The 15,295-nt window shown below is 43.4% G+C and carries 15 protein-coding genes; all 15 read left to right on the forward strand.

Features of this window, described 5'->3' with window-relative positions; all coding sequences use genetic code 11:
• The 15 genes from smc (at window position 1) to sucC (ending at window position 15,286) form a co-directional block, all read left to right on the forward strand.
• Entirely contained in the window at window positions 1-3,561 is a 3,561-nt protein-coding gene (smc, locus tag AA0Y26_RS04365) for a chromosome segregation protein SMC (RefSeq protein WP_413365447.1), read from the forward strand.
• A gap of 13 nt (window positions 3,562-3,574) precedes the next feature.
• A complete protein-coding gene (ftsY, locus tag AA0Y26_RS04370) occupies window positions 3,575-4,831 on the forward strand; it encodes a signal recognition particle-docking protein FtsY (RefSeq protein WP_413365449.1) in 1,257 nt (418 codons plus the stop codon).
• A 182-nt stretch (window positions 4,832-5,013) separates the two neighbouring features.
• Entirely contained in the window at window positions 5,014-5,367 is a 354-nt protein-coding gene (locus AA0Y26_RS04375) for a putative DNA-binding protein (RefSeq protein ID WP_413365451.1), read from the forward strand.
• A 12-nt stretch (window positions 5,368-5,379) separates the two neighbouring features.
• A complete protein-coding gene (gene ffh, locus AA0Y26_RS04380; protein ID WP_413365453.1) occupies window positions 5,380-6,738 on the forward strand; it encodes a signal recognition particle protein in 1,359 nt (452 codons plus the stop codon).
• Between the two features lie 93 nt (window positions 6,739-6,831).
• Window positions 6,832-7,104, forward strand: a complete 273-nt coding sequence (gene rpsP, locus AA0Y26_RS04385; RefSeq protein ID WP_036151150.1) for a 30S ribosomal protein S16 — start codon at window positions 6,832-6,834, stop codon at window positions 7,102-7,104.
• A 14-nt stretch (window positions 7,105-7,118) separates the two neighbouring features.
• Window positions 7,119-7,352 carry a KH domain-containing protein gene (locus AA0Y26_RS04390; protein WP_413365455.1) on the forward strand — a complete coding sequence of 78 codons (234 nt, stop codon included), beginning with the start codon at window positions 7,119-7,121 and terminating at the stop codon, window positions 7,350-7,352.
• A gap of 87 nt (window positions 7,353-7,439) precedes the next feature.
• Window positions 7,440-7,958 carry a ribosome maturation factor RimM gene (rimM, locus tag AA0Y26_RS04395; RefSeq protein ID WP_413368042.1) on the forward strand — a complete coding sequence of 173 codons (519 nt, stop codon included), beginning with the start codon at window positions 7,440-7,442 and terminating at the stop codon, window positions 7,956-7,958.
• On the forward strand, window positions 7,958-8,689 hold the full coding sequence (gene trmD, locus AA0Y26_RS04400) for a tRNA (guanosine(37)-N1)-methyltransferase TrmD (RefSeq protein ID WP_413368044.1): 732 nt from the start codon (window positions 7,958-7,960) through the stop codon (window positions 8,687-8,689). The genes rimM and trmD overlap by 1 nt, the downstream gene beginning before the upstream one ends.
• Window positions 8,690-8,819: 130 nt before the next feature.
• Window positions 8,820-9,164, forward strand: coding sequence for a 50S ribosomal protein L19 (gene rplS / locus AA0Y26_RS04405; protein ID WP_413365457.1), 345 nt, complete (start codon window positions 8,820-8,822; stop codon window positions 9,162-9,164).
• A gap of 131 nt (window positions 9,165-9,295) precedes the next feature.
• Window positions 9,296-9,859 (forward strand): signal peptidase I, encoded by a 564-nt coding sequence (gene lepB / locus AA0Y26_RS04410; protein ID WP_413365460.1) that lies wholly within the window; start codon window positions 9,296-9,298, stop codon window positions 9,857-9,859.
• Between the two features lie 163 nt (window positions 9,860-10,022).
• On the forward strand, window positions 10,023-10,898 hold the full coding sequence (gene ylqF, locus AA0Y26_RS04415) for a ribosome biogenesis GTPase YlqF (protein WP_413365463.1): 876 nt from the start codon (window positions 10,023-10,025) through the stop codon (window positions 10,896-10,898).
• Between the two features lie 97 nt (window positions 10,899-10,995).
• Window positions 10,996-11,763 carry a ribonuclease HII gene (locus AA0Y26_RS04420; protein ID WP_413365465.1) on the forward strand — a complete coding sequence of 256 codons (768 nt, stop codon included), beginning with the start codon at window positions 10,996-10,998 and terminating at the stop codon, window positions 11,761-11,763.
• A complete protein-coding gene (locus tag AA0Y26_RS04425; protein ID WP_413365466.1) occupies window positions 11,760-13,658 on the forward strand; it encodes a hypothetical protein in 1,899 nt (632 codons plus the stop codon). The genes AA0Y26_RS04420 and AA0Y26_RS04425 overlap by 4 nt, the downstream gene beginning before the upstream one ends.
• Window positions 13,655-13,960, forward strand: a complete 306-nt coding sequence (locus tag AA0Y26_RS04430; protein ID WP_413365468.1) for an EscU/YscU/HrcU family type III secretion system export apparatus switch protein — start codon at window positions 13,655-13,657, stop codon at window positions 13,958-13,960. The genes AA0Y26_RS04425 and AA0Y26_RS04430 overlap by 4 nt, the downstream gene beginning before the upstream one ends.
• 165 nt (window positions 13,961-14,125) lie before the next feature.
• On the forward strand, window positions 14,126-15,286 hold the full coding sequence (gene sucC / locus AA0Y26_RS04435; RefSeq protein WP_413365470.1) for an ADP-forming succinate--CoA ligase subunit beta: 1,161 nt from the start codon (window positions 14,126-14,128) through the stop codon (window positions 15,284-15,286).
• Window positions 15,287-15,295 lie beyond the last annotated feature (9 nt).

Raw genomic sequence — 15,295 nt, forward strand, 5'->3', positions numbered from 1 at the left:
ATGTTCTTAAAGCGACTTGAAGTAATGGGCTTCAAATCTTTTGCAGAGCGTATTGGTATAGATTTTGTCCCAGGTGTAACCGCAGTAGTAGGCCCGAATGGCAGTGGTAAAAGTAATGTAACGGATGCAATTCGCTGGGTACTTGGTGAACAATCGGCGAAATCACTTCGTGGATCGAAAATGGAAGATGTTATTTTTGCTGGCAGTGAGTCACGCAAACCGCTGAACTTTGCAGAGGTGACATTGGTTTTGGATAATACGGACGAACGAATTGCTGTACCGTATACTGAAATCAGTGTGACAAGACGTGTGTATCGTTCAGGTGATAGTGAGTATTTGCTCAATAATCAAACATGTCGCCTGAAGGATATTACGGACTTGTTTATGGATTCCGGGCTTGGAAAAGAAGCGTTTTCTATCATTTCGCAAGGACGGGTCGATGAAGTATTAAACAGTCGTCCGGATGATCGTCGTCTTATCTTTGAAGAGGCGGCCGGCGTGCTAAAATACAAGCAGCGGAAAAAGAAGGCGGAACATAAACTCGTTGAGACGGATGAGAATCTCCATCGAGTACTGGATATTTTACATGAGCTCGATAACCGCTTGGAGCCATTGCAAATTCAAGCTTCAGCTGCCAAAGACTATGTCCGGATGAGCGCAGAATTGAAGGACTTCGATATTTCCTTAATCGTTCACGATTTACATGTCTGTGCCAAACAACTGGAGGCAATGCAAAGAGAGTTTGCTGAATTGGAAGCAAATGAGCTTCTGCTGGCCGGTGAAATAAGCACTCTTGAAAAGAGTCTGCGCCAAGTGCGTGCAGAGCTGAAAATATTAGATGGACAGTTAGACGGTTCTCAGGAAGAATTAGTGGAAGCAACAGCTGAAGTGGAACGCTGGGATGGTCGAAAGGCTCTGATGCATGAAAAGCGCTCAAATGCCGAAAAGCATATGAAGCAGCTGGAAGCTAATCTGCAGACAGCAACAGAGGAAGCAAAGAAACATGCGTTACAAGAGACAGAGAAAAAAGCGCTGTTCTCCGAAAAGCAGCAGGAAGTGTCCACATTAAGGCAGGCTATCAAACAGCTGGAGCAGGCTTTAACGCGCTCTGTTTCTGAAATTGAGGAAGAAATCGAAGCATCGAAAAATAAATATATTGATTTGTTGAATGAGGAAGCAACGGTCAAGAATGAACTAAAGCATATTGACCAGCAGCTGCAGCAGCAGCAGGAAACGGCAGAACGTATTACCGACCGCTCGGCTGACATGCAAAAAGACTTAGACCGTACGATTGCCGAGAAGGAAATAGTAAACAAGCAGTTAAAGAAAATGCAGGAAGAGTTAAAGGAAAAGCTTGATCTGTATGCAGTTATGCAAAATTCTTTAAAGCAGCTTACTTCACAGTTGGATGAGAAGCAAAACCTTCTCTACAAAGCATACCAGCATCAGCAGCAGTTAAAATCGCGGCGTGAAACATTAGCAGAGCTAGAAGCAGATTTTTCAGGATTTTTCCACGGCGTTAAAGAAATACTGCTGGCGCGCGATAAAGGTGAATTAACAGGTATTGAAGGAGCGGTTGCCGAACTTGTCCAAGTAACGGGTGAGTATTCCCAGGCTATTGAAACGGCACTTGGTGCGGCAAGTCAGCATATCGTGACGCAAAACGAGCAGCATGCACAGCAGGCAATTGCATGGCTGAAGAAACGTCGTGCGGGTCGTGCAACATTTTTACCGAAATCTGTTATGAAGTCTCGCCGGTTGAGTGAAGCCCAGATTTCTTCGGTTTCCGGCCATCCTTCATTTGTTGACATGGCGTATAACCTGGTGACATTTGAGGAAACGAACCGATCTATCGTTGAAAATCTCCTTGGAAATGTACTTGTTGCTGCCAGCCTTGATGGGGCAAGTCAAATTGCCCGTATGCTTGGTTTTAAATTCCGTGTTGTGACACTTGATGGTGATATCGTGAATGCAGGTGGATCACTGACAGGCGGATCTGTTAAACAGCAAACTTCTCTGTTCACAAGAAAAGCAGAGCTGGATACATTGTCGGTGAAAATCGCAGAAATGGAGCAGTCTATCCAATCAGCGGAGCGTACAGTGGCCATTGATAAGGAAAAGGCTGCGACACTAGGAGATGAGCTGGAGGAAGTACGTTTGCTCGGAGAGGAACTGCGTTCTCAAGAGCAGCAGCAAAAATCGATGCTATTGGAGCTTGATATGCAGGAGAAGAATCTGCGTACGAGTGTGACCCTTGCTACGAGTGAGCAGACATCAATGTCCACACGACATGAAACGCTTGCTGAGCAAAAGGAACAGGCAGAGAAACGGTTGCAGGAACTCTCGGTTGAACTTGCTGAAATCAATGAACTAGTCGAACAGTTGACACTCGCCAAGGCGCAAGGAGATACACAGAAGGATGTTCTGCGGGATCAGATTGGAGAGAAGCGCTCACAGCTCGCTGTTGCACAGGAGCAGCTATCTCAGTTGCAGCTGACAATAGCAGATATTGCTGTTCAATTGTCGAAAGCGAACGAATCTATCGAAAAAATTTCCCAGGAAATCGAGTGGTTCCAGTCGGATGCAGGCTTAAATGGACCTTCAATGGAGGAAATTGAGCAGTCGATTGTCGAATGGAGTGTTAAGAGACAGACATTGCTCGATATTATTGCGGAAAAACGCGATCAGAAAGAAACGATGCAGGCGAAGCTTGCTGCAATAGAAGAAGATGTAAAAGAAAAGCAGCGCATGCACAAAGGCTTTGTAGAAGCGATTAATGCATTGTCTATTAAACGCAGCCGCCTTCAGTATGATCAGACAAACCTGCTGACACAGTTGGAGGAAAACTATGAGCTGACATTTGAAATGGCAAAGGAATTAGCAGAGGCAATTGAGGACGTAGAGCAGGTGCGTCGAAAAGTGAAGCTTTTGAAGCAGTCGATTGAAGAATTAGGACCAGTCAATTTGACGGCAATCGATGAATTCGAGCGTGTACAGGAGCGTCATGCATTCTTGACAGAGCAGCGTAATGATCTGCTCGAAGCAAAGGAGACATTACATGAGGCTATCAAGGAAATGGATGGTGAAATGTCGACCCGTTTCCATGATACGTTTACGAATGTCCGTTCACAATTTAAAGACGTATTTCGTGAGTTGTTTGGCGGAGGACAGGCAGATCTTGTACTGATCGACCCTGAAAATCTACTCGAAACAGGTATAGAGATTGTCGCCCAGCCGCCAGGCAAAAAACTGCAGAGTTTAAGCCTGCTTTCGGGTGGAGAGCGTGCTCTGACTGCCATCGCCTTATTGTTTGCCATTTTAAATACACGTCCGGTTCCTTTCTGTATTCTGGACGAAGTAGAGGCTGCACTAGATGAATCCAACGTCATCCGTTACAGTCAATATTTGAAGAAATTTAGTAAGGAAACACAGTTCATTGTCATCACGCACCGAAAAGGGACGATGGAAGGGGCGGATGTCCTATATGGAATTACAATGCAGGAATCCGGTGTATCGAAACTTGTTTCGGTAAAATTGGAAGAAGACTTGCCGGTAGGATAAAGGAGTGTAGGAAATGAGTTTTTTTAAACGATTAAAAGAGAAATTGGTCGGTTCTACAGAACAAGAAAAAGAAGAACTTCTGGAAGAAACAAAAGAACCTGAGGCAGAAAATGAAGTGCAGGATGAAGCCCCTGCTGACAAAGAGGGCGTACAAGAACCTGTAGTAGAGGAGTCTGCCCAGGAAGAGGTTCCGGTTACAGAGCCAGTAGAGGAAGAAGTAATTCCTGCTGAAGAATTGACTCCGGCTTTAGCAGAGGTAGAAGAGCAGGAAGAGCAGGAAGAGCAGAAAGAGGAGAAAAAACCTTCTGCTTGGTCTATTACACAAAAGTTCAAAATGGGTCTTGCTAAAACGCGGGATTCCTTTACGTCAAAAGTAAATGATTTAGTTGCTCGTTACCGTAAAGTGGATGAGGACTTCTTCGAAGAGCTTGAGGATTTACTGCTCCAGGCGGATGTTGGCTTTGAAACTGTAATGGAATTGATGGATAAATTACGCTTTGAAGTGCAGCGTAAGAATATTAAGGATACAGAAGGCATTCAGACAATCATCTCTGAAAAGCTTGTTGAAATTTACGAAGCAGGAGAAGAGAATCTGATTGAGCTAAATATGCAGCCTGCTGGTGAACTAACAGTCATTCTATTTGTAGGTGTAAATGGTGTTGGGAAAACGACAACAATCGGTAAGCTGGCACACCGCCTGAAATTAGAAGGAAAATCCGTTCTGCTCGCTGCGGGAGATACGTTCCGTGCAGGAGCGATCGATCAGCTCCAAGTATGGGGTGACCGTGTAGGCTGTGAAGTTATTAAGCAATCGGAAGGATCAGATCCTGCTGCTGTTATGTACGATGCTATTCGTGCGGCGAAAAACCGCGGTGCCGATGTGCTCATTTGCGATACAGCAGGACGCTTGCAAAACAAAGTGAACTTAATGAACGAGCTTGAAAAGGTGCACCGCGTCATCTCACGCGAAATTCCAAATGCACCTCATGAAGTGCTATTGGCACTTGATGCAACAACAGGACAAAATGCATTAGTACAGGCACAGATGTTTAAAGAGGTGACAAATGTAACAGGAATCGTGCTGACAAAGCTTGATGGTACAGCGAAAGGCGGTATCGTTCTTGCTATCCGCAACAAGCTGCATATCCCTGTGAAATTTGTTGGGCTAGGCGAAAAAATGGATGATCTGCAGCCGTTCGATGCAGAACGGTATGTATATGGTCTATTTGCAGAGGGCTTAGAAGCCGAACTGAAAAACATGGAAGACTAGAAGGGGCTCTCTTTTCCGTAAAGTGGAAAAGGGAGTCTTTTTTGCAGGTCCTTAATGGTGATCACAAATAAGAGATGGTATAATAGGCAAGGTGTCTTTAGAAGGATCGCTAACGGTTTAAAAGACAAGGAAATCACCTTGACAGTAGACAGGGAAAAGATTTATGATACAGTAGACTAAATATGAATGGAGAGATAAAAGTGCTACTTGAAAAAACAACACGCATGAACTTTCTATTCGACTTTTATCAGGCATTATTGACGGATAAGCAACGTAGTTATATGGAGCTTTATTACTTGGACGATCACTCGCTTGGAGAGATTGCCGAGTCCTATAATGTATCAAGACAAGCGGTCTATGATAACATTCGCCGTACAGAAGCAATGCTTGAAGAATATGAAGATAAATTAAGCTTATTAGAGAAATTTCAGCAGCGTCAGCGTATTTTAAAAGAGCTGACAGACGCGATAGAAGATGAAAGTACTACAAAAGAAGTCCTTCTCGCGTTGATTGAGCAATTGAAGGAATCGGATTAGGAGGCGAACGATTTGGCATTTGAAGGTTTGGCAGAACGACTCCAGGGAACCATTCAAAAAATTAAAGGTAAAGGTAAAGTTACTGAACAGGACGTAAAGGAAATGATGCGTGAAGTTCGATTTGCTTTAATCGAAGCCGACGTTAACTTAAAAGTGGTTAAAGAGTTCGTGAAAAAAGTAAGTGAACGTGCAGTAGGTACAGATGTAATGAAGTCATTAACACCGGGTCAGCAGGTTATCAAAATCGTACAGGATGAGCTAACGGTTTTAATGGGCGGCGAACAGAGTCCAATTAAGTTCAATAATCGTCCGCCGACGGTTATTATGATGGTTGGTCTCCAAGGTGCCGGTAAAACGACGACTACAGGTAAGCTGGCAAATGTTATGCGTAAAAAGTACAATAAAAAGCCGCTTTTAGTAGCAGCTGACGTCTACCGTCCTGCAGCTGTCAATCAGCTGCAGACAATCGGAAAACAGCTCTCTATACCTGTTTTTGCTTTAGGAACAGATATTTCACCAGTTGAGATCGCCCGTCAAGCGATTGAGCATGCAAAAGAGGAGCATCATGATGTTGTCATCATCGATACAGCAGGTCGTCTGCATATTGATGAGCAGCTAATGCAAGAGCTAAAGGATATTCGTGCGTTGAAAGAACCTGACGAAGTGTTCCTTGTTGTTGATGCGATGACAGGGCAGGATGCTGTCAATGTGGCACAAAGCTTTAATGAGGCTGTCGGTATTACCGGCGTTGTTTTAACAAAGCTTGATGGGGACACACGTGGTGGTGCAGCGCTATCGATCCGGTCAGTAACAGAAAAGCCAATTAAATTCGTTGGTATGGGCGAAAAAATGGACGCATTAGAATCATTCCACCCAGAACGTATGGCATCCCGTATTCTAGGGATGGGCGATGTGCTTTCACTGATTGAAAAAGCGCAGGCGAATGTCGACATGGAAAAGGCGAAAGAGCTGGAAGAAAAGTTCATGACGCAGACTTTCACATTCGATGATTTCATTGAGCAGATGCAGGCTGTAAAGAAGATGGGGCCTTTAGATGAACTTCTCAAAATGCTGCCTGGTGCAAGCAAAATGAAAGGTCTGGACAATGTAAAGGTCGATGAAAAGCAGATGGGACGTATCGAGGCAATCATCTATGCGATGACACCAGCTGAAAAAACGAATCCCGAAATTATAAATTCAAGCCGTAAAAAACGGATTGCCACTGGATCAGGTACAACGATCCAGGAAGTAAACCGACTGCTCAAACAGTTTGAAGAAATGAAGAAAATGATGAAGCAAATGACAGGTATGGCGCAAGGAAAAGGCAAGAAAAAAATGAAATTACCAGGCTTAGATTCATTATTTAAATAAAAAAATTAGGTGTTAAGAAAAAACACTTTACAAACCACACAAACATTGATAATATACTATCTTGTGTGAAACTTATTCGGAGGTGCTAAAATAATGGCAGTTAAAATTCGCTTAAAACGTATGGGAGCTAAAAAATCTCCTTTCTATCGTATCGTAGTAGCTGACGCTCGTTCACCACGTGATGGCCGTCAAATCGAAACAGTAGGTACTTACAACCCACTAACAACTCCAGCTACAGTACTAATCGATGAAGAGAAAGCTCTTAAATGGTTAGCTGATGGCGCAAAACCATCTGATACTGTACGTAACCTGTTCTCAGAACAAGGGATCATGGAGAAATTCCACAACCAAAAATTCAGTAAATAATCGGAGGTATCTATATGAAGCAGCTGATTGAAGCAATCGTGAAACCGTTAGTCGATTATCCAGAGGACGTCCGGATCGAGATGGACGAAAACGAGAGTCGAATTGTTTATAAGCTTTTTGTTCATCCAGAGGATCGAGGAAAAGTGATAGGCAAACAGGGACGCGTCGCCAAGGCGATTCGCACAATTGTTTATTCAGCAGCTAGTGGATACCATAAGAAGAAGACGTATGTCGATATATTGGATTAAAAAAGGATATTCTGAGTGAATATCCACACAATAAAAAGAGGAGGAGGCGCTGGCTTTCTTCTCTTTTTCTATACAAGAGGTGATATGATGGAATGGTTTAATGTAGGTCGCATTGTTAATACACATGGTATTCGAGGTGAGGTGCGCGTACTATCCACGACGGACTTTGAAGAGATTCGCTTTGCGCCGGGGAGTAAGCTGGCTGTATTTAAGAAGGAGGAAAAGCATCCGATTTGGGTGACAGTCCAAAGTTCGCGCCGCCATAAAAATTTTATCCTGCTGACATTTGAAGGAATGGATAATATTAACCTGGTGGAGCCGTTTAAAGAAGGTCTGCTTAAGGTCACTATGGACCAATTAGCGGAGGATGAGCTGGAAGAGAACGAATATTACCATTTTGAAATTATGGACTGCGAAGTCTTCTCCGAAGAAGGAGAGCTCATCGGTGCAGTAACAGACATCCTGTCTACGGGAGCCAATGACGTTTGGGAAATTAAGTCTAAAGACGGCAAGAAGCACTATATTCCATATATTGAAGATGTAGTGAAAGATATTGATGTGGAAGAAAAGAAAATCATCATCCATGTAATGGAAGGCCTTTTATGATGAAAATTCACGTACTTAGCCTTTTCCCGGAAATGTTTGAAGGTGTGTTTGGTGCGTCTATTTTAAAGAAAGCACAAGAAAAGGGCGCAGTTGAGCTAGCTGTATCAGACATTCGGGAATATAGCGACAACAAGCATAAACAGGTGGATGACTATCCTTACGGCGGCGGTGCTGGCATGGTATTGAAACCAGAGCCTATGTTCAATGCTGTTGAAAGGATTACAGAAGGGCGCAAACCGCGCGTCATCCTTATGTGTCCGCAAGGCGAGCGCTTTACGCAGAAAAAGGCGGAGGAACTGGCTAAAGAAGAAGATCTTGTCTTTCTGTGCGGCCATTATGAAGGATATGATGAACGAATCCGTGAACATCTTGTAACAGATGAGATTTCCATCGGTGATTTCGTGCTGACAGGAGGTGAATTGCCTGCTATGACGGTCATTGATGCGGTTGTGCGCCTGCTTCCAGGTGTATTAGGACAGGCAGATTCCCATATTCAGGATTCATTTTCTACCGGACTACTTGAGCATCCGCATTATACACGACCAGCAGATTTCCGGGGAATGAAGGTACCGGATGTATTAACAAGCGGCAACCATGCAAAAATCGAAGAATGGCGTATGGAACAATCTTTAAAACGTACATTTGAGCGGCGTCCCGATTTGCTTGAGGTACTTGAGCTGACACCGAAGCAGCAAAAGGTTTTAGAAGTGCTAAAAAAAGAATTGCTATAAAGAAAAGATACTTGACGCCCTGAAAAGATTTATGGTAATATTCATTTTGTGCTTCTATGTGAAGCACTGAATTACGGTGTTCCGCTGTGGCCTAGAGCGTGCAAGAGCATCTGTCTAAGGAGAGAATAAAATGTCTAACATTATCACAGAAATTACTAAAGAACAACTTCGTACAGACCTTCCAGCGTTCCGTCCTGGTGACACTGTAAAGGTACACGTTAAAGTTGTTGAGGGTACTCGTGAACGTATCCAGTTATTCGAAGGCGTAGTAATTAAACGTCGCGGTGGCGGCATCAGCGAAACTTTCACTGTTCGTAAAATTTCTTACGGTGTTGGTGTTGAGCGTACTTTCCCAGTACACACTCCAAAAATCGCTAAATTAGAAGTTACTCGTCGCGGTAAAGTACGTCGCGCTAAACTTTACTACCTACGTAACCTACGTGGTAAAGCTGCACGTATCAAAGAAATCCGATAATAGCTTTTTAAAGAATGGGGCTTGGTTTCAGGCTCCATTCTTTTCTCTTTACATATGGCAATAGGCGATTTTTTTGCTTGAGAACTATATTTCGTTTACAATAAATGTTGATAGACGAGGGGGATATTTGCGTGGAAAAAGTTGAGAAAGAAAAGAACGAACTTTGGGAATGGATCAAGGCGTTGCTGATTGCTTTTGCGATTGCTGCATTCATTCGATATTTTTTATTTACGCCTATCGTAGTTGACGGAGACTCCATGATGCCAACCCTTGAAGACGGTGACCGGATGATTGTTAATAAAATCGGCTACCAAATTGGAAGCCCGGACCGTTTTGATATCGTCGTATTCCATGCACCGGAAGGAAAAGATTACATCAAACGTGTTATCGGTCTCCCGGGAGATCATGTCGAATACATCGATGATCAGCTATATATTAATGGGGAACCGTTTGAGGAGCCTTATTTAGATCAGTATAAAGCGGAAATTACAGAAGGAAATCTCACTGGTGATTTTAGACTGCAGGATATTGATCCTGAAATTGAAGTGATTCCCGAAGGTTATGTATTTGTGATGGGAGACAACCGTCGCTTCAGTAAAGATAGCCGCCATATTGGAATTGTCAGCCAAGATGAAATCATAGGGAATACAAATTTGATTTTCTGGCCTCTAAATGATATTAAAATTGTAAAATGACTATGAGAGGGGATGCGAGTCTCCTCTTTTTATATGAAAAAAGCTAATGTGGATACACTATAGCTGCAGGTAAATTTACTTCTTAGTATAAAGAAAGACACTGGCAAGGAAATCTCTTCTAGTTTCAAGATGATGCCATGCCATAGGAGAAAGGATGTTTCAAATGACAATACAATGGTTTCCAGGGCATATGGCGAAAGCGCGCCGTGAAGTTTCTGAAAAATTAAAACTAGTAGATATCATCTTTGAGCTTGTAGATGCTCGTTTACCACTTTCATCCCGCAACCCGATGATCGACCAGGTGATTAACCAAAAACCGCGGCTGCTTATTTTAAATAAGCAGGATATGGCGGATGAGTCTGAAACACGTAAATGGCTGGCGTATTTCGATAAACAAGGCCATAAGGCGGTTGCAATCAACTCGCTTGAAGGAAAAGGGCTGCAGGTCGTAACAAAAGCAGCACAGGAAATGTTGGCCGAAAAATGGGCCCGTATGAAAGCAAAAGGTATGAAACCCCGTGCTATCCGTGCCATGATTGTCGGCATTCCAAACGTAGGAAAATCAACATTAATCAACCGTCTTGCGAAGAAGAACATAGCAAAAACCGGGAATACTCCAGGGGTAACAAAGGCTCAACAGTGGATAAAAGTAGGAAAAGAATTAGAATTATTGGACACACCGGGAATTTTGTGGCCCAAGTTTGAAGATCAGGAAGTTGGCTATAAACTAGCGTTAACAGGGGCAATCAAGGATACAGTGACGAATATGGAGGATTTGGCGGTATACGGACTTCGTTTTCTTGCTACCCACTACCCTGCACGGATGAAAGAACGGTATCAGCTTGAATTTGTGCATGAAGAATTAGTAGAGACTTTCGACCATATCGGAAAGCTTCGCCGTGTGTTTGGTACGGGCGGAGAAATTGACTACGATCAGGTTGCAGAGCTTATTGTACGAGATATCCGTTCGGAGCACCTAGGAAAGCTGACATTTGATTTTGTGGATGAGCAAATAGAAAAAGAGAATATGGAACAATAATTGAATAAGCCTTTTCACTCCAGTGGAAAGGCTTTTTTCTTTTATAATAAAAAAATACATGCCGATATATAACATAGAATAGGCAAGGAGTATAGAAATGAAAACGATTAAAGAAATTACAGCTGCATTAAAGAGTGCAGAATATATTGAACCTTGGATGGAAGAAATTAAACAAGATACACGAGCAGGGGTGCAGAAGGCTTGGGGATCTTTTGAGAAGCGGTTGGCTAAAAGGCAGCAGATGACTGTTGCTCATAAAGAGAAATGTCAATTCGATATGTCATTCCTGCCACATGCTGATGCATTTGCGGCAGGGGTAGATGAAGCGGGGCGGGGACCACTAGCGGGGCCCGTTGTAACAGCTGCTGTCGTCTTGCCGAATTTCTGTGAAGCACTTATCGGCATTAATGATTCAAAGCAATTATCAAAGGAACTACGTGAAAATTATGCAGCACGTATCAAAGAACATGCTGTTTGCTATCATATCCATTTTCAGCCGGCTGAAAAGATTGACGAATTAAATATTTATGAGGCGACGAAGCAGTCAATGGCTGCAAGTGTTGCCGGGCTTGCCGTACAGCCTGCAGTTGTCCTGGTGGATGCCATGATCTTGCCCATTCAGTTACCACAGCATTCCATTGTTAAGGGAGATGCAAAAAGTCTGGCAATTGCTGCTGCATCCATTTTAGCGAAAACAGCGCGGGATGAGTATATGGAGCAGCTGCATGAACAGTATCCGCAGTATGGCTTTCAACAGCACGCTGGATATGGCACAAAACAGCACCTAGAAGCGCTTGAACAGTTTGGGCCGACGAAACACCATAGAAAGAGTTTTGAACCTATTAAATCGATGATAAAGGGGTGAATAGGTTGACATCTACATCATTTAATCCTATCCAACCGCAACAGCAGACGCTGCAAACAAATCAAGCTCTAACACTGCGGGAAGGACAAGTATTCCATGGAACAATAAAGCAGTTGTACCCGGATCAAATGGCAGAGATTCAAGTGGGTGGACACAAACTAATTGCCAAACTGGAGGTACCGCTGACGGCTGGAGATGCACACTTTTTCCAAGTAGCCAGTACAGGGGCCCAGACAGAGCTGAAGGTAGTGACCGGTCCGATGCCTCAGGCAATGGGTACACAACAGCAGATGGCACAGCTGCTGCAATCAATGAATCTGCCTCAGACAAAAGAAATGCAGCAAGTAATGGGGCATTTCCTAAAAACACAGATGCCGATAACACGTGAGCAGCTTCTGCAAGCTGAAGCTTGGATGAAGGCACTGCCGCAAGGAGTTACAAAGCAAGATGCTCTCAGCGCGATGCAGCGTATGGTGGAGTTAAAGATGCCATTTACAAACGATGTGTTTCAGGCACTTGTCCAAGGAGCGAAAACGACTGGCATGAACACGGCGCTTCAAAACTTCATAAGTCAGTTAACGAATGAAACGAACCTTAACACCGAACTTAAAACAAGCTTATTGACACAATTGCAAACAATTGCTAAGCCGCTTGATAATGAAACGGGAGGTGTTATACTGGCGCGTGCTGTCCAGACACTAACAGATACTTCAGCCTCTGCGACGAATCGCCAACAAGCTTTGATGCTCTTGAAAGAAGCGGGTGTGATTCCTCAAACCGCTTCTATGACTAATTGGCAATCCCAGCTGGCACAGACGACAAGTCCGTCTTTATCGTTACAGCCAGGGCAAGCGGGACAGCTGATTGGACAAATCATGACAGCTAAGCCAGAAGACAGTACTCAGATCATTCAACAGGTGCGCAACTTCCTGCAAAATGAAAAGTTATTGACGGCGGAACAAAAAAATCAGTTGAATCAAATGGTAGAACGATTTACACAGCTTCCACAGACAAAACAGACAATAGAGGTATTTGCCCGCCAGCTCCAGGATCAGCTGCTCAAAGCTTTTTCTATGAATAATGATAACCGCCTGTTTACACAAAATGACAGCGGTCTGACAGTCAAAAATCAGCTTTTATCTCTCCTGAAGCCGGATGCTACCCATGATACGGTGATGAGAAACCTTGTACGTTCAAGTGCCGAATCATCACAGCCAGCCATTCAATCGCTCTTAACCGAGGCAGAAGCAATTGTACGTAATGCTGTGGATGGCAGGATGGCGGAACAAGCAATAAAAACGGTTTTAAAAGGGCTTGGCATCAGCTATGAGGCTGCATTAAACAGTAAGGCTAGTGATGTTCATTCACTTGCTCAATCTGTTAAGCCGCAATTGCTTTCTCTGCTGCAAGATGCACAGCTGCCCCCTGCATTACGTGAATCAGCTGAGTTATTAATGGCACGGATGAATGGGATGCAGCTGCTTTCAGGGGAAAATGGCCATCAGCATCAGCTTATTATGCAACTACCGCTTGAATTTTTCGGCAGACAGATGGATGCAACACTACAATGGAACGGACGTATGGGAAAAGACGGGAAAATTGATGCGAATTTTGCCCGCATCTTATTCTATTTAAATATGGAATCTCTACATGAGACGGTTATTGATATGCAGGTCCAGAACAGAGTGGTCACGATTACTGTATTCAATGATGATCCGCAGCTCAGCATGTTGGCAGAACCGCTCAAGCAGTCATTAAAAGGCGGGCTAAGTGACAAGGAATACCAGCTTTCAGGGGTTTTCATCAAATCACTTGAAAGAAAAGATCCTGAAAAAGCCACACAAAATTCAAAAAAGACTACTGAGCAATGGAACGGGGTGGATATTCGCGTATGAGCGACAAGAAATTTGTACGAAAAGAAGCAATTGCGCTCTCTTATAATCCACTCTCTTCTAACGGTCCGACAGTAGTAGCCAAAGGAAAGGGGAAAATTGCCGAAAATATTCTGGAGCAGGCTACCCTCCATAATGTGCCCGTTCATGAGGATCAAAATCTTGTCCAACTATTGGGACAGCTGGATTTAAACGAGTCCATACCTGAGGAATTGTATCAAGCCGTAGCGGAGGTATTTGCTTTTATTTACCATTTAGATAAAAGGCATGGGGAATTAAAACGTCGAAATGAGCCGGGTAAGTGATAGCACTTACTCGGCTTTTTTTGTACATTGCGAATAAAATAGAATAATAGGTCCAAAAAGACTGAAAATTTCGCATAAAAGACAAAGATAGACATTGTCTGAATGTTTGTATAAAATAGATTATAGTGCAAAAATATTTCCAATTGTCTGATGGGAGGATGTATTATGAATATCCATGAATATCAAGGGAAAGAAATCTTAAGAAGCTATGGGGTGGCAGTGCCAAACGGGAAAGTTGCTTTTTCTCCGGATGAAGCTGTGAAAGTCGCAAAGGAGCTTGGTAGCAACGTTACTGTTGTGAAAGCGCAAATCCATGCGGGGGGTCGCGGTAAGGCAGGCGGTGTCAAGATTGCAAAAAACCTTGATGAAGTACGCTCTTATGCAAAGGAGCTGCTTGGTAAAATTTTAGTAACGCACCAAACGGGTCCAGAAGGTAAAGAAGTAAAGCGTCTTTACATTGAAGAGGGATCGGATATTCAAAAAGAATATTATTTAAGTTTTGTATTAGACCGTGCAACTTCGCGTGTCACATTAATGGGCTCGGAAGAAGGCGGTATGGATATAGAGGAAGTGGCCGAAACGAATCCTGAAAAGATCTTCAAGGAAGTTGTGGATCCAGTAACAGGTCTTCTGCCTTTCCAAGCACGCCGTATGGCATTCAACATGAATATCCCTACAAAGCTGGTTAACAAAGCGGCAAAATTGATGCTTGGACTTTATGATGCGTTTATTGAAAAGGATGCATCAATCGTTGAAATCAACCCGCTTGTTGTCACAGGCGATGATGAGGTAGTAGCGCTTGATGCAAAGTTTAACTTTGACAGCAATGCCCTATATCGCCATAAAGATATTGTAGAGTTACGTGACTTCGATGAAGAAGATCCAAAAGAGATTGAAGCTTCAAAATATGATTTAAGCTATATTTCCCTTGATGGTAACATCGGCTGCATGGTAAATGGTGCAGGATTGGCGATGGCAACAATGGATACAATCAGCTATTACGGCGGATCACCTGCCAACTTCCTGGATGTTGGGGGCGGCGCGACAGCAGAAAAAGTAACAGAAGCATTTAAAATCATTCTGTCAGATCCGAAAGTGAAAGGTATTTTCGTTAATATTTTCGGCGGAATTATGAAATGCGACATCATTGCGGAAGGGGTTATTACAGCCGCAAAAGAAGTGGGACTTAAAGTGCCGCTTGTTGTACGTCTAGAAGGAACAAATGTTGATCTAGGTAAACAGTTACTGAACGAATCAGGCTTGAATATCGTTGCAGCGGATTCAATGGCTGATGGCGCCCAAAAAATCGTAGGACTTGTAGGCTAAGGGAGGCAG

Origin of the sequence: Lysinibacillus canaveralius (genome assembly GCF_047301505.1) — a bacterium.
Taxonomy (GTDB): domain Bacteria; phylum Bacillota; class Bacilli; order Bacillales_A; family Planococcaceae; genus Lysinibacillus_B.